At 40.8% G+C, this 23,277-nt stretch carries 25 protein-coding genes and 2 pseudogenes; 21 read left to right on the forward strand and 6 right to left on the reverse strand.

From position 1 onward, the window contains the following. Positions 1-99: 99 nt before the first annotated feature. The 4 genes and pseudogenes from V8V91_RS07325 to V8V91_RS07340 all read left to right on the forward strand — a co-directional run bounded on the left by V8V91_RS07325 (position 100) and on the right by V8V91_RS07340 (position 3,122). A complete protein-coding gene (locus tag V8V91_RS07325; protein WP_373399510.1) occupies positions 100-546 on the forward strand; it encodes a hypothetical protein in 447 nt (148 codons plus the stop codon). Positions 547-581: 35 nt separating this feature from the next. Continuing rightward, positions 582-1,184 carry an efflux RND transporter periplasmic adaptor subunit gene (locus tag V8V91_RS07330; RefSeq protein WP_373399511.1) on the forward strand — a complete coding sequence of 201 codons (603 nt, stop codon included), beginning with the start codon at positions 582-584 and terminating at the stop codon, positions 1,182-1,184. Continuing rightward, positions 1,181-2,437 carry an ABC transporter permease gene (locus tag V8V91_RS07335; protein ID WP_373399512.1) on the forward strand — a complete coding sequence of 419 codons (1,257 nt, stop codon included), beginning with the start codon at positions 1,181-1,183 and terminating at the stop codon, positions 2,435-2,437. The genes V8V91_RS07330 and V8V91_RS07335 overlap by 4 nt, the downstream gene beginning before the upstream one ends. Further along, positions 2,434-3,122 (forward strand): annotated as a pseudogene (locus V8V91_RS07340) (ABC transporter ATP-binding protein). Before V8V91_RS07335 ends, V8V91_RS07340 begins: the two are co-directional and overlap by 4 nt. 1,364 nt (positions 3,123-4,486) lie before the next feature. On the opposite strand, the gene V8V91_RS07345 reads toward V8V91_RS07340, so the two are convergent. Together V8V91_RS07345 and V8V91_RS07350 are read right to left on the reverse strand one after the other, a co-directional pair. Next, positions 4,487-5,560: an agmatine/peptidylarginine deiminase gene (locus V8V91_RS07345; RefSeq protein WP_373399513.1), complete on the reverse strand. Its 1,074-nt coding sequence runs from the start codon at positions 5,558-5,560 to the stop codon at positions 4,487-4,489. Between the two features lie 6 nt (positions 5,561-5,566). Then, entirely contained in the window at positions 5,567-6,442 is an 876-nt protein-coding gene (locus tag V8V91_RS07350) for a carbon-nitrogen hydrolase (RefSeq protein ID WP_373399514.1), read from the reverse strand. Between the two features lie 572 nt (positions 6,443-7,014). Between V8V91_RS07350 and V8V91_RS07355 the strand changes: the two genes are divergently transcribed. From V8V91_RS07355 to V8V91_RS07370, 4 genes are all read left to right on the forward strand, one after another. Further along, positions 7,015-7,857: a P-loop NTPase fold protein gene (locus tag V8V91_RS07355; protein ID WP_373399515.1), complete on the forward strand. Its 843-nt coding sequence runs from the start codon at positions 7,015-7,017 to the stop codon at positions 7,855-7,857. Further along, positions 7,829-8,410 (forward strand): hypothetical protein, encoded by a 582-nt coding sequence (locus V8V91_RS07360; protein ID WP_373399516.1) that lies wholly within the window; start codon positions 7,829-7,831, stop codon positions 8,408-8,410. The genes V8V91_RS07355 and V8V91_RS07360 overlap by 29 nt, the downstream gene beginning before the upstream one ends. 570 nt (positions 8,411-8,980) lie before the next feature. Further along, the gene (locus V8V91_RS07365; protein WP_373399517.1) at positions 8,981-9,727 is read left to right on the forward strand and encodes a YncE family protein; all 747 of its coding nucleotides are present in this window, start codon (positions 8,981-8,983) and stop codon (positions 9,725-9,727) included. Positions 9,728-9,768: 41 nt separating this feature from the next. After that, on the forward strand, positions 9,769-10,011 hold the full coding sequence (locus V8V91_RS07370; RefSeq protein ID WP_373399518.1) for a YncE family protein: 243 nt from the start codon (positions 9,769-9,771) through the stop codon (positions 10,009-10,011). Between the two features lie 108 nt (positions 10,012-10,119). On the opposite strand, the gene V8V91_RS07375 is transcribed toward V8V91_RS07370, so the two are convergent. The 4 genes from V8V91_RS07375 to V8V91_RS07390 all read right to left on the reverse strand — a co-directional run bounded on the left by V8V91_RS07375 (position 10,120) and on the right by V8V91_RS07390 (position 11,665). Further along, a complete protein-coding gene (locus V8V91_RS07375; RefSeq protein ID WP_373399519.1) occupies positions 10,120-10,461 on the reverse strand; it encodes a type II toxin-antitoxin system PemK/MazF family toxin in 342 nt (113 codons plus the stop codon). Continuing rightward, positions 10,445-10,681, reverse strand: a complete 237-nt coding sequence (locus tag V8V91_RS07380; protein WP_373399520.1) for a hypothetical protein — start codon at positions 10,679-10,681, stop codon at positions 10,445-10,447. The genes V8V91_RS07375 and V8V91_RS07380 overlap by 17 nt, the downstream gene beginning before the upstream one ends. 448 nt (positions 10,682-11,129) lie before the next feature. Further along, positions 11,130-11,477: a COG2426 family protein gene (locus V8V91_RS07385; RefSeq protein ID WP_373399521.1), complete on the reverse strand. Its 348-nt coding sequence runs from the start codon at positions 11,475-11,477 to the stop codon at positions 11,130-11,132. After that, a complete protein-coding gene (locus V8V91_RS07390) occupies positions 11,420-11,665 on the reverse strand; it encodes a small multi-drug export protein (RefSeq protein ID WP_373400874.1) in 246 nt (81 codons plus the stop codon). The genes V8V91_RS07385 and V8V91_RS07390 overlap by 58 nt, the downstream gene beginning before the upstream one ends. A gap of 243 nt (positions 11,666-11,908) precedes the next feature. Between V8V91_RS07390 and V8V91_RS07395 the strand changes: the two genes are divergently transcribed. The 13 genes and pseudogenes from V8V91_RS07395 (at position 11,909) to V8V91_RS07455 (ending at position 23,260) form a co-directional block, all read left to right on the forward strand. Further along, the gene (locus tag V8V91_RS07395) at positions 11,909-12,766 is read left to right on the forward strand and encodes a hypothetical protein (RefSeq protein ID WP_373399522.1); all 858 of its coding nucleotides are present in this window, start codon (positions 11,909-11,911) and stop codon (positions 12,764-12,766) included. Positions 12,767-13,341: 575 nt separating this feature from the next. Further along, a complete protein-coding gene (locus tag V8V91_RS07400; RefSeq protein WP_373399523.1) occupies positions 13,342-13,578 on the forward strand; it encodes a hypothetical protein in 237 nt (78 codons plus the stop codon). A 243-nt stretch (positions 13,579-13,821) separates the two neighbouring features. Beyond that, positions 13,822-14,574 (forward strand): penicillin-binding transpeptidase domain-containing protein, encoded by a 753-nt coding sequence (locus V8V91_RS07405; protein ID WP_373400640.1) that lies wholly within the window; start codon positions 13,822-13,824, stop codon positions 14,572-14,574. A gap of 143 nt (positions 14,575-14,717) precedes the next feature. After that, the gene (locus V8V91_RS07410; protein WP_373399524.1) at positions 14,718-15,836 is read left to right on the forward strand and encodes a PepSY-associated TM helix domain-containing protein; all 1,119 of its coding nucleotides are present in this window, start codon (positions 14,718-14,720) and stop codon (positions 15,834-15,836) included. A gap of 80 nt (positions 15,837-15,916) precedes the next feature. Further along, on the forward strand, positions 15,917-16,438 hold the full coding sequence (locus tag V8V91_RS07415; RefSeq protein WP_373399525.1) for a hypothetical protein: 522 nt from the start codon (positions 15,917-15,919) through the stop codon (positions 16,436-16,438). Then, complete coding sequence (locus V8V91_RS07420) at positions 16,357-17,184, forward strand: phosphatidylserine decarboxylase (RefSeq protein WP_373399526.1); 828 nt, start codon at positions 16,357-16,359, stop codon at positions 17,182-17,184. The genes V8V91_RS07415 and V8V91_RS07420 overlap by 82 nt, the downstream gene beginning before the upstream one ends. Before the next feature lie 188 nt (positions 17,185-17,372). Continuing rightward, the gene (locus tag V8V91_RS07425) at positions 17,373-17,633 is read left to right on the forward strand and encodes an RNA polymerase sigma factor (protein ID WP_373399527.1); all 261 of its coding nucleotides are present in this window, start codon (positions 17,373-17,375) and stop codon (positions 17,631-17,633) included. A 40-nt stretch (positions 17,634-17,673) separates the two neighbouring features. Further along, the gene (locus tag V8V91_RS07430) at positions 17,674-17,862 is read left to right on the forward strand and encodes an RNA polymerase sigma factor (RefSeq protein ID WP_373399528.1); all 189 of its coding nucleotides are present in this window, start codon (positions 17,674-17,676) and stop codon (positions 17,860-17,862) included. Next, a complete protein-coding gene (locus tag V8V91_RS07435; RefSeq protein ID WP_373399529.1) occupies positions 17,846-18,481 on the forward strand; it encodes a hypothetical protein in 636 nt (211 codons plus the stop codon). Before V8V91_RS07430 ends, V8V91_RS07435 begins: the two co-directional genes overlap by 17 nt. 199 nt (positions 18,482-18,680) lie before the next feature. Further along, positions 18,681-21,383 (forward strand): WD40/YVTN/BNR-like repeat-containing protein, encoded by a 2,703-nt coding sequence (locus tag V8V91_RS07440; protein WP_373399530.1) that lies wholly within the window; start codon positions 18,681-18,683, stop codon positions 21,381-21,383. 38 nt (positions 21,384-21,421) lie between these two features. Next, on the forward strand, positions 21,422-21,760 hold the full coding sequence (locus tag V8V91_RS07445; protein ID WP_373399531.1) for a hypothetical protein: 339 nt from the start codon (positions 21,422-21,424) through the stop codon (positions 21,758-21,760). A gap of 75 nt (positions 21,761-21,835) precedes the next feature. Continuing rightward, positions 21,836-22,728 (forward strand): annotated as a pseudogene (locus tag V8V91_RS07450) (NAD-dependent epimerase/dehydratase family protein). A 130-nt stretch (positions 22,729-22,858) separates the two neighbouring features. Beyond that, positions 22,859-23,260 (forward strand): nuclear transport factor 2 family protein, encoded by a 402-nt coding sequence (locus V8V91_RS07455; RefSeq protein ID WP_373399532.1) that lies wholly within the window; start codon positions 22,859-22,861, stop codon positions 23,258-23,260. Positions 23,261-23,277 lie beyond the last annotated feature (17 nt).

Genomic DNA, 23,277 nt, shown 5'->3' on the forward strand with positions numbered 1-23,277 from the left:
ATAAAACTGGACTTATCCCATAATTGTCCTTATTTTCAGGTAAGCAAAATCCAAATTCTCACTCAAAGGATCCCTATGAGAAAATTCAGCTTTGAGTACATGAGCATCCCAATAATTTTATTGGGGCTTCTCTTCTTTATTTTTTCCTGTAGCAATGGTTCCGGAGAACGAATCAGCCCAGAATTAAAGTCCATTACCGAATCAGTCTATGCTTCCGGCAATATCAAAGCGATCGATCAATACGATGCATTTACCAATGCAAGTGGCCCAATCCAAGAGATTTTTGTGGAAGAAGGAGACTCAGTAGCTATAGGAACACCCCTATTGGCAGTATTTAGTGAGCGCGAAAAACTCAGCAGGGAAAATGCGGAACTCGCCAAATCCTATGCAGACCTACAAGCCAACCAATCACGGCTTCGAGACCTGCAACTTTCTATTGACCTCAATAAAAGCAAGATGCAAAATGACTCCTTGCTGTTTGTTCGACAAAAAAGCCTACATGATCAAAACATAGGAACAGAGATTGAATTCGAACAAAAAAGCTGAACTGGGAAAATTCAAAGACGGCCTATGAGTCTGCTTTGATCCGATACAATGACCTCAAACGTGAAATTGAATTCAATTCCAGCAGTGCTTCCAAAAATTTAGCCATCAGCAAGGTCCTAGAAAGTGATTATGTGTTAAAAAGTAAGATCAACGGAAAAGTGTATGCGCTCTTGAAAGAAAGAGGTGAAATGGTGACTCCACAGGTGGCCTTGGCGGTTTTGGGAAGTGCAGATGAATTCCTTTTAGAACTTCAAGTGGATGAATACGACATTTCGAAAGTAGAGGTAGGGCAACGGGTTTCTGTTTCCATGGACAGCTATAAAGGACAGGTATTCGAAGCGGTAGTGAGTAAAATCTACCCTTTAATGGATATGCAAAGCAAAAGTTTTAAAGTAGAAGCTAAATTCACCATATCTCCTCCACAGCTGTATCCCAATCTCACCTTGGAAGCGAATATCATCACGGAAGTAAAAGATCAGGCTTTGGTAATCCCTAGGGCCTATTTGATTGCAGATTCCTTGGTAGTCAATGAAAATGAGGACACCTTGCTTGTCAAAGTCGGGATAAGAAATTATCAATTCGCTGAGATCCTGGAAGGAATTGATGCCTCCACTGTGTTATTGAAACCTGCATTATGAAATGGGGCTTGATCATAGAGATTTCTCAGGCTTTGATGACCGCCAGGCTCAAGCAAACCTTGGTGGCTGCGATTGGAGTCACCTTCAGCATCACCATGTTTGTAACCTTGCTGGGTTTTATGAATGGACTCAACGGGATGCTTGATGGCTTAGTATTGAACCGGACTCCTCATATCAGATTTTACAATGAAATCAAGCCTAACCCCGATCAACCGGTAGATATCAGCGATGAATTTTCCAATTCCTTAAACTTCATTCGCTCCATCCGGCCAAGTACCAGCCGACTTTCTATTTATAACAGTGAGTCCATCATGCATGCGTTGGAAGATGATCCAAGGGTCACTGGAATCAGCCCCAAAATTTCCGCACAGGTGTTTTTCAATGTTGGAACCATAGATATCACAGGCGTGGTCAACGGAATTGATGTAGATAAGGAAGCAGAATTGTTTGCTTTCCAAGATTATGTGACTACCGGAAATCATGAGGACCTCAAACAAACCAATAGCATTATCCTAGGGAAAGGAGCAGCTGATCGGATGTTGGCGGATATTGGAGATGTAATCCAAGCCACTACCGCCAATGGAAATAAAATCCAGTTGAAAGTAGTGGGCTATTACCAATCCGGACTGGGAGATTATGACAACACCAATAGTTTCGCCAGTATCTCTACGGTGCAAAAGATGCTGGGAGAGCCTTCCTCTTACATCACGGACATTCAAATCAAACTTACGGATTTAGACCTGGCCCCTTCCATGGCGAAAGAATACCGGGAAATTTTTGGGATCGATGCGGACGATATCCAAACGGTCAACGCTCAGTTTGAAACGGGGACCTATATCCGAACTCTGATCAGCTATGCAGTGGGGATTACCTTATTAGTGGTTTCTGGTTTTGGGATATACAATATTCTCAACATGATGATTTATGAGAAATTGGACACCATCGCCATCCTGAAAGCCATTGGATTCAATTCCCAGGACGTAAAGAGGATTTTTATCAGCATTGCCTTGGTCATCGGAGTGGTAGGTGGAAGTATTGGCTTGATCTTGGGATTCCTGGCCTGTTTGGGCATAGAACGAATCCCGTTCGAAACAGAAGCATTGCCAACTATCAAGACTTTCCCGGTTGATTTTAATTTGAAATACTATTTAATCGGGGGGATTTTCAGTGTAGTCACTACCTACTTCGCAGGGTATTTCCCCGCCAGAAAAGCCAGTGGTGTGGATCCTGTAGATATTATCAGAGGAAAATGAGTCTGGAAAAGAAAAGCGTTTTAGAAGCGAAAGACATCGATAAATACTTCTTTAACCCGGTCAAAACCCAAGTCTTAAAGAAAGTAACCTTTCGAATAAATCGGGGAGAGTTTGTATCGGTGGTGGGTAAATCGGGTTGTGGAAAGTCTACGCTCCTGTATATTCTTTCTACCATGGACACGGCATTTGACGGGAAATTATGGATGGACCAGGAATTGATTTCCGGAAAACCTGCCAACTACCTGGCCAAGCTTCGAAATGAAAAAATCGGATTTGTTTTTCAGTTTCACTACCTGCTCAATGAATTCTCCGTATTGGAAAACATCATGATTCCGGGATTGAAACTTGGGAAGTATTCCCGACAGGAACTGGAACATCGGGCGATGGAGAAGCTCAAGATTTTTGAAATGGAGGAGCATGCCTTGAAAAAGCCTACCAACTCTCCGGTGGACAAAAGCAACGGGTTGCCATTGCACGTGCCCTAATTAACGACCCCCTATTGATTATGGGAGATGAACCAACCGGAAACCTGGACAAAAAGAATTCCGACATAGTCTATAACAAATTCAAGGAATTGGCTCAGGAATTCGGACAGACCATGTTGATTGTGACACACGATCCCGAGTTCGCATCCGGCACTGACCGCATCATCGAAATGGAAGATGGAAGGGTGATCAGGCACTGATTCAGTAGTCAGCTTACCTGCCGAAGGTAGGTGGTCAGTAGCAGTATGCAGATAACTTTTATAGCCGTTGCAAAAATCAGAAGGCAAAATTCAGAAATCTCAAAACAGAAACGGTAATCGAATCCGGATCGACTCCCCCTTGGAGATAGATCGTGAATGGAACTGAATTTGGAGATTAAAGGGGGTAAGGGGGATTTAGTAGACAGTAGTCAGCTTGCCTGCCGGAGGTAGGTAGTCAGTCACAGTTTGCAGATAACTTTAATAGTTGTTGAATAAATCAGAAGGTTAAAGTCAGAAAGCTGAAAATGGTTTCAATTAAAAAGTCACAGTAAAAGACCCCAGCGGGGTCAAAGATTTTTAGCCATGGGTGAAGCCAAAGGCAAAACCCATGGTATAATCAATCAAAGGCTATTTAGCTCCTGCCCGTTATCTTTTTTGGAATAAGGTTGAAATCGCAGGAGCCTGAAAAAGAAAAGGCATTTATCCTTCCGTGCCGATGGCACTTGGATTAATTTACTATCCTTAAACTACCGTTCTAAAGTACCTATGGCACTTCATGAGAATTTAAGAAGAAATCTAACAGATTAAACTGGGTAGGGGATTTAGTAGTCAGTATTCAGCTTGCCTGCCGGAGGTAGGTAGTCAGTCACAGTTTGCAGATAACTTTTATAGTTGTTGAATAAATCAGAAGGTTAAAGTCAGAAAGCTGAAAATGGTTTCAATTAAAAAGTCACAGTAAAAGACCCCAGCGGGGTCAAAGATTTTTAGCCATGGTGAAGCCAAAGGCGAAACCCATGGTATAATCAATCAAAGGCTATTTAGCTCCTGCCCGTTATCTTTTTTGGAATAAGGTTGAAATCGCAGGAACCTGAAAAAGAAAAGGCAATTATCCTTCCGTGCCGATGGCACTTGGATTAATTTACTATCCTTGAACTACCGTTCTAAAGTACCTATGGCACTTTATGAGAATTTAAGAAGAATTCTAACAGATTAAAGGGGAAAAGGATGATTATTGGGCAGTAATCAGCTTGCCTGCCGGAGGTAGGTGGTCAGTCACAGTTGGCAGGTTACTTTATATAGAAGGCATGAAAATCAGGAGGCTAAAGTCGGAAAGCAGAAAATGGTTTCAGAAAAAAGGCACTGTTATCAATAAGCAATCTGTTTACAGAAGAAAAGTCGCAAAGAGCAGGAACGTTAATCCCATCGTCATTGCGAGGAGGAACGACGAAGCAATCTCAAGTTTTAGGACGTCATTGCGAGCCTGCCTTCCGGTAGGCAGGGAGCCAAAAGCCGACGTGGCAATCTCGAACTATTTATCTGGATTGCCACGCTGCGCTCGCAATGACGGTACTAAACCATAAGTACTAAACAGCTGGTTCCTGCTGACTCAGACAATGAAAACTACCCAAGCCCCATATAATATCCAGTGAATCCACTCCTACTACCTTTCGGTCTTGGAAGCAATCACTCAAAATATCCAATGCTTTTTGGTCATTTTTATCTCGGAAGGTAGGTACAACTACCGCTTCATTGGCAATGTAGAAATTCGCATAGGAAGCCGGCAATCGCTGGTCTTCATTGTATTTGGCTTCTGGCATTGGCAACTCCACAATGTTCAACTGCTTGCCATCTTCCAAACGCATTTGCTTCAATTCCTGTAGGTTCTCCTCCAGCAACAAATGGTTTTCATCCAACTTATTCTCCTCCACCACGGTCACCACGGTATCGGTATTCACAAAGCGGGTGATGTCATCGATATGTCCATCGGTATCATCTCCTACAATCCCATCTCCTACCCAAAGGATATGGTTTACTCCGTAATAGTCACACAAGTACTTCTCAATCTGAGATTGAATCAAATGTGGGTTTCTGTTTTCATTTAAGAGACATGCTCGGGAAGTCAATAACGTTCCTTTGCCATTGAACTCCACCGATCCGCCCTCCATGACAATTCCAGGTGTAAAGCAAGGAATCCCCAAGTATTCCGCGATGCGGTAAGGAATCTGATTGTCCAGGTCATGGGGTGGATATTTATTCCCCCAGGCATTGTAATTCCATTTCACCAAGGCTTTCTTTTCCTCCGCATTGGGATTGACCAGAAATGCTGGCCCATGATCCCGGCACCAAGCATCGTTGGTGGGAAAGAAATGGAATTTGATTTTGTTTAGGTCAGCTCCTGCTTGTTCCAGCTGGGCTACCGCAAACGCCTTCATAGCTTCATCCGCCACGTTGATATTCACGATCTCCCCTTTGGCGACAATCTTGATAAACTCGCAATAAGCTGGATAAATCGTATGGATTTTGCCAGGCCAGGATTCCTCCTTATGCGGCCAACTCAACCATGTAGCAGTATGGGGTGCGAATTCCGCTGGGAAATAATATCCCAGTTCCGCGGGAGTCATTTCTCCGGTATTCGCTAATTCAAAAATGTTTGACATGTGGTCCTATTCTTCGTCCAGGAATCGTTTGGTAATCGGCTGATATGAATCAATTCTTCGATCTCTCAAGAAAGGCCAGTGCGTCCTGTATCGGTCGGAACTTGCAAAATCAAGCTCCTCCACATGGATTTGCTCCTCTTCGTGGCTGGCTTTGAAGATCACTCTTCCAAAAGGATTGGAAACGAAAGATCCTCCCCAGAATTTCATATCCCCTTCGATCCCGCAACGGTTCACGGATACTACAGGAATACCATTTGCCACCGCATGGGAACGCTGAATCGTTTGCCAAGCACCGTATTGTTCGTCATTGGTGAGGCCATCCTGATCTTTGTGCCAACCAATTGCTGTAGGATACACCAAGAAATCCGCTCCTTTCAAGGCCGTGATTCTCGCTGCTTCCGGATACCACTGATCCCAGCAGATCAAGACCCCGATATTCCCAAACCTGGTATTGAATACTTTATAACCTAGATCGCCAGGTGTAAAGTAAAACTTCTCAAAATAGCCCGGATCATCCGGAATATGCATTTTGCGGTACTTACCAAGGTAAGAACCGTCCGCATCTAATACTGCCGTGGTGTTGTGGTACAAACCTTCTGCTCTTTTCTCAAAAAGGGAAGCAACGATGACCACTCCAAGTTCTTTTGCCAAGGCACCAAAGGTATCCGTAGAAGGACCTGGAATGGCTTCGGCCAACTTGAAGTTTTCATAATCTTCTACATCACAAAAATACAGGGAACGGAACAGCTCCTGAAGGACCACCACTTGCGCGCCTTGGGCAGCCGCTTTGCGAACTCCTGCGATGGTTTTTTCCAGGTTCTCTGCCACATCAGCAGAACAGCTCAATTGGACCAAGCCCACTTTTACAGTTTTATTTGCCACTATTGATCGGTTTTATGGTTAAGGGAACAAAGATACTGGATGAGGCAGCAATCCCAAAATATTAATTATCATTGCCTGATTCCTGTCATTTCGACCGAAGGGAGCCTGCATACCGATAGGAATGAAATCTCATCCTTATTACCGTCAATACCTTCTAACCCTCATTGCCGACCTCCCGTCAGGCAGGCGAGCGACGAAGGAGCGCGGCAATCTCGTCAATCGAACCGTCATTTCGATCCCGAGAATCGGGAGAAGTAAGCCTATTATTCTGACCGTCATTGCGAGCGAAACGTGGCAATCTCGAAATATTTATCCCACCCATCACAAAACCCAAAAAATACCCAGCGTAGGGTATAAATCCTCAGTTCAATATTCTGAAATTGAAACAAAAATTTGAAAAGAGGCAAAATCTAGCTTGAAGGTTTGACATCAAAACCTCAAACTTTTTTATCTGACAACAAGTGACTTGAAATATTCGCGTTTTCCATTTTTTATTTAAAAATCACATAACTTAAAAAAAGTAAAAAAAATTTCAAAAAAGAATTAAACCGCACCAAGAAAAAACAAACACAATGACATTTAAACATCAAGATTTAGAAATCCCAGAGGAAAACCCATTTCAAAATTGCAAACTTGGCAGGGAAAAATACGCAAAGGTTTTGACAAATATAATTAATAGTTATCCCGAAGGATTTGTGTTAGCAATAAATAATAAATGGGGGACAGGTAAAACAACGTTTGTTAAAATGTGGGAACAATTCTTAAAAAACGAAGAATACAAAACAATTTATTTAAATGCATGGGAAAATGATTTTGAAGACAATCCTTTTACCGCATTTATTGGGGAACTCCAAATTATAAACAAAAAAGATAAAGACAAATTTAATAAGGTAGTACAAAAAGCTGCGTTGATCTCTAAAAATGTAGGGCCTGCTATTATTAAGGCATTTCTCAACAAATATATTGATTCAGAAATTTTATTAGAAACAATAACAGACACCTCAAAGAGTTTTTTAGAGATTTTTGAAAATGATATTAATGAGTATTCAAAACGAAAAGAATCAATTTCCGAATTTAAAAAGAGTTTATCTGAATATGTAGCAAATGAATCAAACGGCAAGCCTTTGATTTTTATTATTGATGAACTAGACAGATGTCGACCAAATTATGCAGTATTACTACTTGAACAGATTAAACATTTTTTTTCTGTTCCAAATATTGTTTTTGTGTTATCAATTGACAAATCACAATTAGGAAATGCTGTGTGTGGTGTTTATGGATCAGAAAATATAGACTCTAATGAATATCTGAGAAGATTCATCGATATAGAATACTTAATCCCTGAACCTGACAGTGATAAATTCATTGCTTACTTATACGAATACTTTGATTTTGATTTTTTTCAGGTCAGGTAATAGAACTAGATATCCGGAGTTTCAATATGACAGGGACAACTTTATTCAAACAAGTAAAATTTTAATAAAAAATCTCACATTACGTCAACAGGAAAAAATAATGGCGCATACACGTTTAGCTTTACGAACTTTTAATCACAACAATTATTTACTACCAACAATTTTCGTCTTCCTTTCCTACATTAAAGCAATTAATTCAAACTTCTACAATAGTTTATCAAATAAACTATTATCATTAAAAGAAGTACAAGATGATTTTTACAAAGAAATTGAGCATTTAATAACAGATGACAATAAAAGATTGTTAGTACAAATTGAAGCTTACCTCTTGAAATTTTACGAAAACTACAAATCAGAATTTAGAAAACCTTCTGCATTGTTTGAAAGAAACTCAAAAGAAAATATCTACATACTAAAAATTGAATCAAAAATTGATAATGATTTATTACTAACAATGTTAACTAACGATCGTTTCAATTTCAATATTTCTGATTTGAAAATCTCCTTCTTATTAGATAAATTAAATTTATTGGAAGATATAATAATCAATTAATTTCTTATGATTTTCAGAAATCATCAAGGTTGTTATTCATAATTGTAAAGACGCAAATTTTTATTTTTACTATTAGTGGAAAAATGTTTAGAATTAAGTCTAGACTTCATTCATTTTTGGATGCGCCACACCTTTCTATTTTCCAGAATTCCCAATCCACCCTCCAACCCTCTCCGGAAAGTGTTGAACACTTAACTTTTACTCCTGAAGACTCAACGGAGAGTGTTCATCACTATAATTTCACTCTTTAAGAGTCTCGGGAATCTGTTGAACAGATTAATTATAGCCTCAAAGACTTTCCCGAATGTCTTGAACACATTAATCATAGTCTCTAAGACTCTCCGGAATATGTTGAACACATTAATTATACTCCTAAAGACTTTCGGGAAGTTGTTGAAGAATTAAATCACTCCAGCTATCTGTAGTTTCTCCCCCTAGGTGTAGTTTTAAACTACACCCGCCTATCCAAATAAATTTGAAATTCAAGCTAAAGACTAAACAAACCTTCAAGACAGCACAGGACGATCCAAAGAGCTGGTTTTTATAACTATTTAAATTCAAATCCCAGTTATGAAAAACTCAAGCTGTTTATTCCTAGCCTTGATTTCGCTTCTTCTAATTGAAGTCCACCCCATCCTTGCCCAAGGGCAAAGCAAGACGGTAGATCCGGATTCGCCTGTCGTAAGTTTCGGCCCTACTCCCAAAGAGGCTTTGTTATTAGGTGAGAAGGATGCGGGCCGACTGGTAATTATCGATCCGGAAACATTGGAAGTGGTCGCTCGGATTCCGGCAGGGGGAAATCTACATGAACTGGCCACCGACGGAAGATACGTATACATCGGCTCGAATCTTCCAGGCATCACGGTAGTGGATGCTATCGCACAAAAGCGGGTTGACCCCATTGACATCAGCGCATTTGGAAACCGTCATGCGATTACCTTCGCGGGCAATCATCTCTACATAGGTCATGAGAACAACCGTCTGATTTCGCGTTATGATCCGGCCTCTAAAACTTTTGATGAGGTCATTGGCCTCCCCGGTGGATCTCACATGCTCATCGTCACTCCTGACGAAAATCGCATTTTCACTGCAAGCAGCAATGGCCAATTGATTTCTATTATTGACCGGGTAACCAATGATCGAGGTCGGGAGAATTTTGTATTCCATAATTTTCCCGGTGACACCCGAATGGAAGGCATGGCACTTTCTCCCGATGGTACTGAATTTTGGGTCCTGCATATGCATGAGAAGAAATTATCCATTATTAATGTCTCGGAAATGAAATTGGTCGATACGATTTCTTTTGAAGGGGATTGAACAACCGTATCAAGTTTACAAAAGACGGAAAATACGTATTGATGAATGAACTTTACGGAAACGAATTGCGGGTCTGGGATGTGGCTACAAGAAAAGAAGTAAAACGAATTGACGTTGGAGCAGGTGGAGAAGGTATACTCATCGACCCTGTTCGACCACGTGCTTACTATGCAGTAAGCGCTGGAAATAAATTAGTCGTCATCGACACCAAAACCATGACTGTGATCAAAGAAATAAGCGGCTTTGAGAATCCTGATGGGATGGATTGGTTTGTAGCGAAGTGATTTCCTGGCTCTCGCTCTTCAGGTTTTGTAACTTGCTCTTCAGGATTTGCAATCCTGAAATGGATGAAAAAATGTTCTCCGAGAGAAAAAGTCTCCTGGGTCATACTATCAAAAATCCAACACAGCTCTCAATTTGTTCTGAAGCTCCAAAGCTTTCTCCTTAGAGGTTTTACCTAATTTTTCCAGAAACCTACGGTTGTCCAACGCACGAATTTGATCGACTAAAATTTCTGATTCTTGATTCAAGCCTGTTTCTTTACCCTCGACCCTCACCCTTAGAACGTTTTCTTCTTCAGAAAGCTGTGAAGTAATAGGGCAAATCAATGTAGAAGGGTGATCCATATGGTTCAACAAATTAGTTTGGATCACAATGGCCGGACGGATTTTTCCGGGTTCAGTTCCTTTTGAAGGGTTTAAGTTTACTAACCAAATATCAAACTGTTCCTTCATCGATCATTTTATCAAAGGCTGCATTGATTTCCATAGAGTTTTCCCGAACCATATTTGAAGCTTTTTTGAATTCGTTGGCCAATTTTTTCCTTTGATAATATCTATTATAAAAATCAAGGGCCTCGTTGATATACCTATTTCTTGCGATCCCTTTTTCTTTCAATATCTCCTCTGTTTCTTCAAAAACAGAATTATCTAGTTTTAATGATAATGTTTTCATAGTCTTCCAATAGTATCACCAAAAGTATATACTAATTTTATTCAAAAAAGTTTATTGTTCTTGTAATTTAAATCCCTCAAGTTATCTAAGTTAAAAAACTACCTGTTACCCTCTACTTTCTCCAGTAGGCCTCTATCATACAAAGAATATGCAGGATAAGTCCTGGAATAATCATTAAAAAATACCCACCGAATACGACAATCAGCCAAAGGGTCCCTTGAAATGTTCGTCCACGGCGCATTTGCCCCCATCCCGAATCAGAAAGCTTAAAAAGGCTGCGGTACTGGGGTCGAGTGTGGATGCTTGCGTCATGGTATTTTGGAGTTATAAACCAGGTAACTCAATTTACAGATTAATCTGTATTAGATCAATCCAGAATCCTTATCAAAAGGACTTTCCATTCTTTGAGAATTGACTATTTGAAAAATTGAACATTGAACATTGAACTTTAAGCTTTAAACCCCTTCATTGCCGCAAGGGTGGTAATCCAAACAATCACACAAGAAATAAATATCCCTGCTGTATTGGCAAAAAATGCCTTTCTCCGGTCTAGTCCAAAAAGAAAACTGGCAATTGTTCCGGCATATACTCCGGTTCCAGGAAAGGGAATAGAAACAAATACCATTAGGCCCCAAAATCCATATTTTTTCACATTTTTACCAGCACCTGCCTTGGTTCGGCGCCCTACAAAAATGGCTGCCTTTTTATAGTGGTACCATTTAAGCAGGTAACGGTTGACTACCTGGAGAAAAAATTCATCACCGGAAAGACCAGAATGTTTGCCACAAAACAGCAAACAAACGTCAAGTAAATATTCACTCCATTGAGTAACGCATAAGGAATTCCGAATTTTGCTTCTCCAAAAGGTGATACACTCCAGAGCATGGAAATAAATAGATCTATAAACACTGATAATTGGAAGAAAGTGGCAAATGAGGTCGCATGGATGGTGATTAGAATAATGAGACTGCTAATAAAATTCACAAATAGAAGGAAGGGGCTTTATTTTGAACCTATACCTTCCAAATTCAATCTATCTCAGTAAACAGTTCGACTCCCTTTACGGATTTGAATTTCGAATGGATGCAATTATTCGGTTAAAATTTGCTTGGGTTCCTAAATTCATAAACTAGTTCTTCAGGATGATAGAATTATGGGACTTTGGTTAAGCAAAATAGTTTCTAACTCTTTATTAAATTGAAGGCCACTCCCAAACGGTCCTCAAAAATGCGTACCCTACTTTTCCTCTTTTTCGTTCTTTTGCCACTGTATGCATTAGCCCAAAATAGCATTAAACCACTTCAAATCCCTCAAAGAGATTCGAATGCAGAGACTGGGTCAGAATTTATGCAGAGAATGATCCCTTTGGAATTAGAAGAACGGGAAGAGGAAATTTTCAAAGCTTTGGCTTCTGGAAATATGCCTGATTTCCTGAGAGAACCGATCCGGCTGACCTCTATGTTTTCGGACGCTCTTGGCCAGTATCATGAACTGGTCTATGAAGTCATGCCAGATTACCTGGCGATAGGTTCCAATAAAGATTACTGCCGAATCCCAATGAATCCTCATACTGCCCAGCGACTGGCAGATGCATTAGGAGCATCCTTAATCACCGCCAAAATCAGTGAACAAATTTATACACAGGCAGAAGTGAAACTGGATCCCTTTTTCTACAAACCAGTGGGCAGGGAAAATGAAAGCGTGGAAAAGTTTATTCTCCACAATAGCCAAATAGAACAACAAAAGAAGGAAGGGCAAGGACAAAACGGTCAACTGATTGCCGGAATAAAAAAGGATGTAATCCTTTCCAATCGATTGGCAAACTCCCCCAGTAAGGTCGTGATATACGGTTGGCATAAACTTGATGGCCTCCCGATCCAACCAGTATACAGTGGACATGTGGACTGGTATGTGGATTACAGTCATGGCATCCGACTGATGAACCAACATGTGATCTTGGATGGAGAAATCACCACTGTTTCCAAGATCCTCAGCGATCCTGCTTTATTTCATTTGCTAAGTGATGAGGAAAGCCCGATGGCTCTGACTAGGTATCTGAAACCTTCCAATTCACCCACTTCTTAGTATTGGTATTTTTAACGCCTGTTATAAATTAATTTCCAAAAACTGATTCTTCCCCTCCTTTAAAAACCGAATTTTCATTCTTTTATATCTTTCTTCAGGCTTTAAAAAATAGGCAATCACTACCCTTTTTTCATACTTGCCAAACGGCAGAAACAAGCCTGAAAAAATTAATTTTCACTCCGCTTTTTTATCAAATTTTTTACTCACATTTGGCGAAAATTGATCCGATTCAACGATGAAACTTCTTCTTTTTATCAGCTGCTTTCTGCTTTTATTTCAATCAGTTACGGCACAGGATTTTGCAAAAGGATATTATGTGACAATGGCTCAAGACACAGTTCCTTGTACCATTAAAATTGGAGGAAAAAGCTCTCTACAAATTACTTTGCCTTGGTGATTCAAGAGGATGGAGGGGAATCAGTTGTATTCAAAGCCAAAGAGCGGAAAATTGCCGCTTATGGTTTCAACAACCTAGGTCAGCGAGTGGATTTTCGTTATATAGAAATCGAGAAAACAAATGATGGTGGATTTTTAGACAAATCGATTATGGCCCAAAATACCTGTTGTATCTACATATGGTCAGTACCTCTGTCAATGGGGTTGTCACCACCTTACCTCAGTATGCGATATTCAGCCCAGAAGGAACGTATTATGACCTTACTACACATTTGCTTGGCAACTGGAAGAAAAACCTAAAAAAACTATTGAGCGATCAACCCCAAGCACTGTTGGCTCTGGAAGAAATCAATCGAAATCAAATCCCGGAATTTATAGAACTCCTAAATAAGCAGGAACTTTCTTTTGCTAAGTAAATAGGTCTTCTTTTGGTGTAACCTTTAATGAAAATCTGATAAACTTCCATTTTGTTCCCAATCAAAATATAAATCAAAGCAGGCAGGATTAATCCATTCTTTAATCCTAAATCATTTCCAATCCTTCTATGGAAATCTAGGTACAGATTTTGAACCGAATGATTTACTCAAATCAATTCTTTACTCGTTCAACTTCAAAATCATGAGGCTTATTTTTTTCTTGCACTCCTCCATTTCAACTCCATCACTTTTGCTCAATCAAATTGGAATCAACCTTTTGAGGATTGTGGTTTAAAGGGCAGCACCACCATCTATGATTATCAGAAAAAACAATGGTTGAGTAGCGATATCGAGGATAGCCAAGACCAGACCCTACCTGCCTCTACATTCAAACTTGTCAATACACTCATCGCTTTAGATACCAGGGCAGTAGAGAATGAAGATGAGATCATTCCCTGGATCGATGATTATGATACCGTGAAATATGGTCACCGCCCCAATATATACCATAGCATGAGCATGAAAGAGGCTTTTAGACTCTCTGCAGGCTGGGCTTATATTGAATTGGCCAAAAAAATTGGAAAGCCCAAGTACAAGGAATACCTGACCGCAATTGGTTATGGAAATGTGGATTTATCTATTGATGGAGATGATTTCTGGAATTTTGGGGATTTTGGGATTTCTCCAGCTAACCAAATTGAGATTCTGATAGGAATTTATGAAGAATCGCTCCCCTTTTCTGAGCAGTCATTTCAAACGCTGAAAGAAATGATGATTGAAGAAAAAACTGATAATTATATCATTCGAGCTAAAACTGGATGGACCCGAGAAGGTGGTAAAGACACCGGTTGGTGGGTAGGATACCTCGAGACTTCTGACAATGTCTACTTTTTTGCTACTCGGCTGATCAAAGATCGCTCAGAGAATAACCCAAACTTTGGGTCTTGCCGGAAAACCATTACCAAAGAAATTTTAAAGCAACTTGGAGTTCTTTAATTACTGGAATTTGCCCAAAGTCCAACTCAAACCAGCTTATGGGAAGTAGGATCTTCAGGATTTAAAGTATTTACTCCTTTTTAGACCAAAACAGGATAGCCATCCAATTTTTTTCTAAATTTTTAGGATTCAACCTGTTACCAATGACGCTTCGAAAGTTAATCGTCAAAATTCATCTTTATTTTGGGCTGCTGACCGGATTATTGTTTTTTATCATTGCGCTATCTGGCGCCATCTATACTTGGCAACCTGAGTTCAGTCGAATTGCTTTTCACCAAAAAGTCCATCATGAAAACAAGCCTTTTATTTCCATTACGGATATAAAAAACACCTTGGAACGGAATTTTCCAGAAGGAGATTTCCGCACCGCACTTTACAGGGATCCCGAAAGTGCTATCGAGGTATTAATCTATGTGCCTGGCACCTATTTTCATGCCTATATCAATCCCTATTCAGGAGAACTGATCCACTTACAGGATATGAACAAAGGATGGATCAGTACCCTAAAAAACCTACATAGAAATTTGTTATTAGGACCTCCCGGGCGGGAAATTGTTCACTGGGTGACCTTATTGGCAATGGGTATGCTGATTACAGGTTTGGTGATCTGGTGGCCAGTGAAAGGAAGGCCTGGAAAAGATAAATTCACTATCAAATGGACCGCCTCATCCAAAAAACTGAATTACGACCTGCATAACATCCTCGGATTTTATGCCACCTGGATCCTTATTTTCACCATTGGAACCGGGATTTTCTGGGGTTTTGCTGTAGCTAGAGAAAGCCTAAAAGAATTCAGTGGGGAGAACAACTTGACCTGGGAATCTCCCCAATCCCTTGTGCCGGCAGCAGGTCAAGCGAACTCCAAGGATGAAGTTTTAAACAGGTTGATCCAAGAATATCATACGAACTATGCGGACGCGGAAGTTCGAATCAACATTCCCCATAAAGAGGACGGACCGGTTCAGTTATCCGTCATCCAGCCAACAGCAGGAATCAATGCAGTAGATTTTTATTACCATGACCAATATACCGGAGAACCAATTCGCGGAAACTTCCAAAATGGGCTTGCGGAAAACCGGAGCACCTTTGGCAAAATCAATGGGTTAGTATATGACATCCATTTTGGGAGTGTTTGGGGACTTCCCGGGAAAATCCTGGCTTGTTTCGCCTCCTTGATCGGGGCATCCCTGCCCATTACAGGCTTTTTGGTATGGTGGAATAAGAGGAAATTGAAAAATAAAAAATCAATAAATTCCATTTAAAACCCTTTCAAAAGTAGAGTTTTAAAATAGTATTATTTCAAGCTTTTTAGTAATTTAGAAAGAATCATTTTTCAAACAAGATGGAAAAGCTTCACTATTTTTTTAGTATTTTTCTTCTTTTTGGTTGGTGTTTTGGCTGTAGTGATGCAGCAAACCAGGTGGACTATCATCCCATGACAGTGGAACTGATCAGTTTAATGAAGACAGAACCTGGGGTACAGAAGCTTTTGGAGCAGTCCATTGAACGAGCAAAAATTGCCAATCCTGATCCAAAGACGAATCCTATCCAATCTTTAGAACAATACCTGGAGTTTGTTTCCAACACAGAAAAAGGGATGCCATGGAGTTTATATGAGCAAAAGGACAGTATTGAAGTCTATTCTGATATCAGCAAGAGTCTCCGATACTTTTACTTTCTGATCAACCAACCCCTTCCCGAACTAGCAGGCAAAGGGCTTTATAACAATACCATCCAATTTTCAGAACCTTTTGTGTCCTGGCTGACCAAATTCAACAAGGAATGGGGAAATACCTTTCCTCAGAGGAATCTTGGAACGACTCCTATTACCAACTTGCCAAAGCGGACAGTCTCTTTGGGCTAAACTCTTCCTGGTATGAAGCCCCATCCAATTGGCACTCATTTAATGAGTTCTTTGCAAGAAAACTGCGATCTCCGGAAGAACGCCCCATCACTTTTCCGAAAGACAATCAGATTGTCACCTCCTTTGCAGATTCCAGACCTATCGGAATTTGGGAAATAGACAGTAATTCTGTGCTTGTTGCTCAAGAGGGTGTTCCTGTCAAATCAGCTACTTTTCGTTCTGTTTCCAAACTTATCGGAGAAGAAAGCGAATATTCAGATGCCTTTAAAAATGGTACTTTTTTACACTCTTTTTTGGCAATCAATGATTACCATCGCTTTCATTTCCCTTTAAATGGAGTAATCATAGAAGTAAAACTGATTCCCGGCTTAGGGGTGGCAGGTGGTCTTTTGGAATGGGATCCGGCAAACCAGCGGTATGCTTACGATCCTACCGGCATAGATTGGCAGATTCTTGAAACCCGGGGACTAGTCATTCTGGACACAGAGGATTATGGTTTGGTCGCATTGATCCCGGTGGGTATGGCTACCATCGGTTCGGTTAATTTTGAAGATACCGTAAAAGAAGGAGCCCGAGTCCAAAAAGGAGATCCTTTGGGATATTTCCAATTTGGGGGGTCGGATTTTGTGATGCTATTTCAGGAGTCCGTACAATTCACTTTAGATGCCCCCAAAATGGATCATGGAGCTGGCTACAACCATCTGCTGATGGGCGAGCGATTGGGTTCCCTCAGCTTGAAAGATTAATCTTTATGATTTCTATAAAACCAGAAAGAAGTGGATTTCTTCCAAATTTCTGTTCTAACCTTCCCATAGTATATCCAAATCATTTTCTTTCTTCCCCATCCACAATAAGAGGTGAATCATTTTTTTGAAATAAATATCCAGTGGGGTGTAATAAATTATGATTTGAGCCACTAACTAAGAAAAAGCCTGTGAGTAGCGATTTTTATTCCGCATCAATTTTACCCTATGCCCCGATTATCATCAAGATCTGCAGGGCCTATACGGATACGCAGGAAGATTTCGAAGATTACTACCAGGAAGTGTGTTTACAAATCTGGAAAAGCAGACACAATTTCCAAGGGCAATCGGAATGGTCTACTTGGGTGTATCGCTTGTCGCTGAATGTGAGTATGACTTTGCTCAAGAAAAAAGAATGCACCTCAGCAAACCGGTTCAGAATTTATTCCTGAGGAGTTAACAGAAGATTCGAATGCATTTTCAGACGAGTCATTGGAACAACTATTCCAAGCCATCAGGAAATTATCCGAAGTCGACAGGGGAATAATTTTACTGTACTTGGAAGAAAAAACCTATCAGGAAATCGCAGACATCATGGGTACCAACCCCAATCATATCGGGGTAAAAATCAAACGTATTAAAGAACGCTTAAAAAAATTATTAGATGGAAAAATCAATTGAATCTACCTGGAAACAAGGATTTCTAAAAAGCGATGCGCTAATCGCTCCGAAGGTCAATAAAATTTACAATCGGAAATCCATACACCTGATTGAGAAATATGAGAAAATGTTCAAAATCAATATTTGGGGAATTATCATTGGCTCCTCCCTCTTGTTTATCGGTGCAGTATTGGCGGGTGCACTATTGGCTGGTAGCCTTATGCTGATCATGATGCTCTATGTAGCCTATACAGCTTACCAAGAATTAAAATCCTTGGAAAATCTAGATAAGGGACAAAGCAGTTATGTGTTTTTAAAATCCTTCAAAGAATGGATTGATCGCTCCACCGAGCGCTATGGCAACATGTATCGATTCGTATATCCAGCGTTAATCTTGCTCTTTTATTTTGGGATTTGGTACTCCGACATCTTTTCGCCCATGCGTGAAAAAGTAGCTGAAAGTACCTCAGATTTGATTTTCGGTCTCCATACTTATACCACTTTGGTCATCCTCGTTGGAGCCGGAATCATGAGCGCATTTAGTAAAGTGATCCATCAAGAAGATGTGAAAGCCATCTATGGTAAAATCTTGGATAAGCTCGATCATGCACTTGCCGAAATGGAAGAATTACAACGCTAAATTCTAGATTGTAAGATGACAAATCGCGAAAAAGTGGGACACCTAATTCCACTTTTTCGCTATTTAAACCTAAAATTCACAATTCTTCATTCGGCTATTTTTTCATTACTTCCCAATCAACTCTCCACCATTCCTCAAAAATAGAATGGTAGACTCCCCACATCTGATTAAATTCAGGTTGATAAAGAAAACCACCCTTATGAAAACCAAATACGTTTTGCTCTTGCTCTGCTTGAGCCTTTCATTTTCTAGCTATAGCCAGCAGTTGACTAGTCAGCTATTAGATGGACTGCCCTTACGAAATATAGGTCCTGCCACCATGAGTGGAAGAATTGTGGACTTGGCAGTACTGGAATCAGATCCTTACACTTTCTATGCGGCCACTGCTACCGGTGGAATCTGGAAAACCACCGACAATGGAATTTCATTCGAACCGGTATTTGAAAATGAAAACACGCATTCCATAGGTGCAATTGCTTTGAACCAAGCACATCCCAATATCCTTTGGGTAGGAACTGGAGAAAGAGCCAATAGACAAAGTAATTCCTGGGGAGATGGGGTTTATCTATCTCATGATGGAGGAAAAACCTGGAAAAACGTAGGGTTGAAAGATTCTCACCATATCGGAAGAATCGTTCTCCATCCTACTGACACCGCTGTGGCTTACGTGGCTGCCATGGGTCATTTGTGGGGCCCCAATGAAGAAAGAGGACTTTACAAAACCAGTGACAGTGGAAAAACCTGGGAACGATTGATTTTTGTGGATGAGGAAACAGGTGTAGTCGATGTGGCTATGGATCCTTCAGATCCTACTATTCTTTATGCGGCTACTTACCAGAGAATGAGAAAGCCCTATGGGTTTCATGGTGGAGGACCTGGAAGCGGAATTCATAAATCCACTGATGGAGGTAAAACCTGGAAAGAGCTAAGCAATGGTCTTCCAGAGGGTGATTATGGGAGAATTGGGATTTCGATTTATCGCAAAAATCCAGAGGTGGTATTTATATCCTTGGAGCAAGGCTTTCAGTATAATGCCTCCACAGCATACAATGAACGGAGAGCAGGAATCTACCGAAGCAAGGACAAAGGAGAAAGTTGGGAGTTGATGAGCGACTGGAACCCGAGACCCATGTATGCTTCCCAGCCTTTGGTGGACCCAAGTGATGAATCACGCATCTATATGATGAACCAATACAGCTATTCCAGCGATAGCGGAAGAACATTTACCGCACCACGCCAATCCCTACACGGGGATGATCGGATTTTGTGGGTGAATCCCAAGGATTCCAGACATGTCATCAAAGGAGATGACGGAGGTATAGGAATTTCGTACGATCGTGGGCTCAAATGGCTTTTTATCAACAATTTGCCGGTCAGCCAATACTACAGAATCTCTGTGGATAATGCGGTTCCATACAATGTTTATGGTGGTTTACAAGACAATGGAAGCTGGGTAGGACCAAGTGAAACCTACCGCAGAGATGGAATACTCAATGAGGATTGGAAGAGATTAGGAGGAGGTGATGGCTTCCTCAACTTGGTAGATCAAAACGATCCGGATGTAGTGTACACCGAGTCTCAATACTTGGGTCTTTCCCGGCTCAATATGAAAAATGGACAACGTCAAGACATTCGCCCCGGTGATCCAAAAGGTAGAATTGGTGCCAGAAGAAACTGGGATGCTTGGGGTCCTGGACTTCCCGAACCAGAATTAGGAAATGCCATGGCTCCCGGCAATTGGGATGGACCTTTCTTTCTATCAAACCATGACCCCAACACCATTTATGCAGGTACCAATGTATTATGGAAAAGCATGGATAATGGAGCTAGCTGGGTTCCTTTAGGTGATTTAACGACCAAGGTGAATCGTCGTGAGCTTTTGATCATGGGACAACGACCAGATGAGCACACCGCGTCTTTGGATGATGGAATTCCTTACTACCCTACCCTTACCGCCATTGCTGAAGATTTGCATACACCAGGAATGCTGTATGCCGGCACTGATGATGGTTTATTACAAGTGTCTTGGGATGGTGGAAAAAGCTGGAATGATGTAAGTAGCGCCTTGGAAGGTTTACCAAAGGAAACTTGGATCAATACATTTGAACCTTCGACACATCAAGCAGGAAGGGCTTATGTAGCGATCAACAATTATCGAAATGATGATTATGGCAATTACATCTACCGCACGGAAGATTATGGAAAAACTTGGGAATCTGTAGAAGGTGATTTACCTGCCAATCGTGTAGCAAGAACCTTAAGAGAGGACCCCAAAAATCCAGATTTATTGTACTTAGGAACAGAATTCGGATTGTTTATCAGCAATGATGCTGGAAAGCACTGGGTGGAATTGAAAAGCAATATGCCTACACTTCCTTTCAATGATTTGGTCATTCACCCTAGAGACAATGACTTGGTACTGGGTACTCATGGACGTGGCGTCTGGATTTTGGACCAGGTGAATGCCTTACAGGAATTGACTCCTGAAGTACTTGAGCAATCTGCCGAATTATTCTCGATCGGAGATGCGGCAATGATCAATTATACCAATGACGGGGCTCATACTGGCGATATGTATTACCGCGGCGAAAATCCAGCCTTCGGAGCAGCTATTGATTATTACCTCCAAGATTCTGTAGGAAAAGACGCCATCAGCTTGAAGATTTATGATAGCAATGGTGAGTATGTAAGTGAAGTAAAAGCCAAGAATAAATCTGGTCTTCACCGTATTATGTGGGATTTGAGGTACGAATATGATGCCCCTGGATCTGGAAGATTTAGAATGAATGGTCCTTTTGTACTTCCCGGTTTGTACACTGCCAAGCTAGAAGTGAATGGAGAAATGTTTGAAGAGAATTTCAGGGTGAATGGTGACCCAAGGCTGGATATTCCCTTGGCGTAAGAAAAGAATGGACTGCCTCTCTAAAAGAAATCCTGGAATTGAGTTCGGAAGTGGCGGAAGACAGAGCTCCGGTACAAAAACTGGAGGAACAATTAGAAAATCTGGAGGAAGAAAATATATCCTATGATCAGGATGATGCAGCTCCTTTGAAAGAAATAATCAGAAAATATGGAGAATTAAACAGCCGCATCAGAACGCTTTATTCTCAGATTGATAATTACATTGGTCCATGGACTTCGGATCAAAAAGCACAATTCGAGTATTACAGCTCCATGAAACCTAAATTGAAAGAAGAAAGGGATCAAGTCATTAAAACTACTGTTCCTAACATCAATAAAGGTCTTAAAAAAGAGCATCGTTTAAGCGTAGAAAAATAAGTCTAAAGGGATCATTCAAGGTGATCTACTTTGAATGATCCTTGTCTCATTTTCACAATAAACCCCAATATCACCATGCGAATATTCTTTACAGGAGGTTCAGGTAAAGCTGGCAAGCACGTCATCCCTTACTTATTGGATCAGGGACATCAGGTCATGAATGTAGACTTGAAACCTTTGGATCACCCCAAAGTGGATAATTTGATCGCCGATATCACCGATTCGGGCCAAATGTTCAATGCCATGTCCTCCTATTCCAATCTGGGTGAATTGGAAATAGGTAAGGGTACCCCGAAGTTTGACGCAGTGGTTCATTTTGCTGCTGTCCCAAGAATTTTGATCAATCCTGATAATGAAACTTTCCGTGTAAATACTATTGGTACTTACAATGTGATTGAGGCGGCAGTAAAGTTGGGAATAAAAAAATCATCATCGCTTCTTCGGAAACCACCTACGGGATTTGTTTTTCTGATGGAAAAACTGACCCCAAGTCTCTTCCTTTAGAAGAAGACTATGATGTGGATCCCATGGATAGTTATGGCCTATCCAAAGTAGTCAATGAAAAAACGGCCCGAAGCTTCCAGCGTAGATCAGGTTATGACATATATGCCATTCGTATCGGAAATGTAATCGAGCCTCATGAATATGCCGAATTATTCCCCCACTACCTAGAACATCCAGAGGTCAGACGAAGGAATGCCTTTTGTTATATCGATGCAAGGGATTTAGGGCAAATTGTGGACTTATGCCTGAAGAAAGACGGGTTAGGATACCAAGTCTTTAATGCAGGAAATGACCACAACGGAGCGGTGATTCCAAGTAAAGAACTGGCTGAACAATTCTTTCCAGGAGTACCTATCACCCGTGAATTGGAAGAGCATGAAGCCTTATTTTCCAATCGCAAGATCAAAGAAGTACTGGGCTTCAAAGAGCAGCATCATTGGAGAAATTATTTGAACTGGGAATAGCCTAATCATTTTTGAGTCAATTCTGTTCTTACCCATTCCACCTAAACCTTTTACTTATTTTCTAGCCCATATTCTAATTCAAATGAGAGCCAGCATTCTTTTATTCCTTCTCGTATTTTCCTCCTATTTCATGGCTTCCGCTCAGACTACCTGTATGACAGAAGAAAACATCAAACTTCTTGACGCAAAATGGGAGGAGGCAAATTTACATCCAGACCCTGATTTTTTTGAATCCACGTTGGGAGAGGAGTTTGTCTGGGTACATAATCATGTTTCCATGGTGGATTCTAAAGGAACAGTAGTTGAAGGGGCAAAAAAGAAAGCAGCAGGAACTTCAAATACCCGATCAAGGGTCCAACGAGATGTGAAAGTGGCCATTACTGGCAATACTGCAGTAGTCACGGGAATTACTGTGGTAGATCGAGGACCTGAACCCACTACCTATCATTTTATGAGAACTTATGTGGAAATAGGTGGCAAATGCTTGTTGATAGGAAACCACACCATGGCCATTCCAAAGGAGGAACTGTAAATTCGTCTAAACCTAGC

The organism is Algoriphagus halophilus, assembly GCF_041729275.1.
Classification (GTDB): Bacteria; Bacteroidota; Bacteroidia; order Cytophagales; family Cyclobacteriaceae; genus Algoriphagus; species Algoriphagus halophilus_A.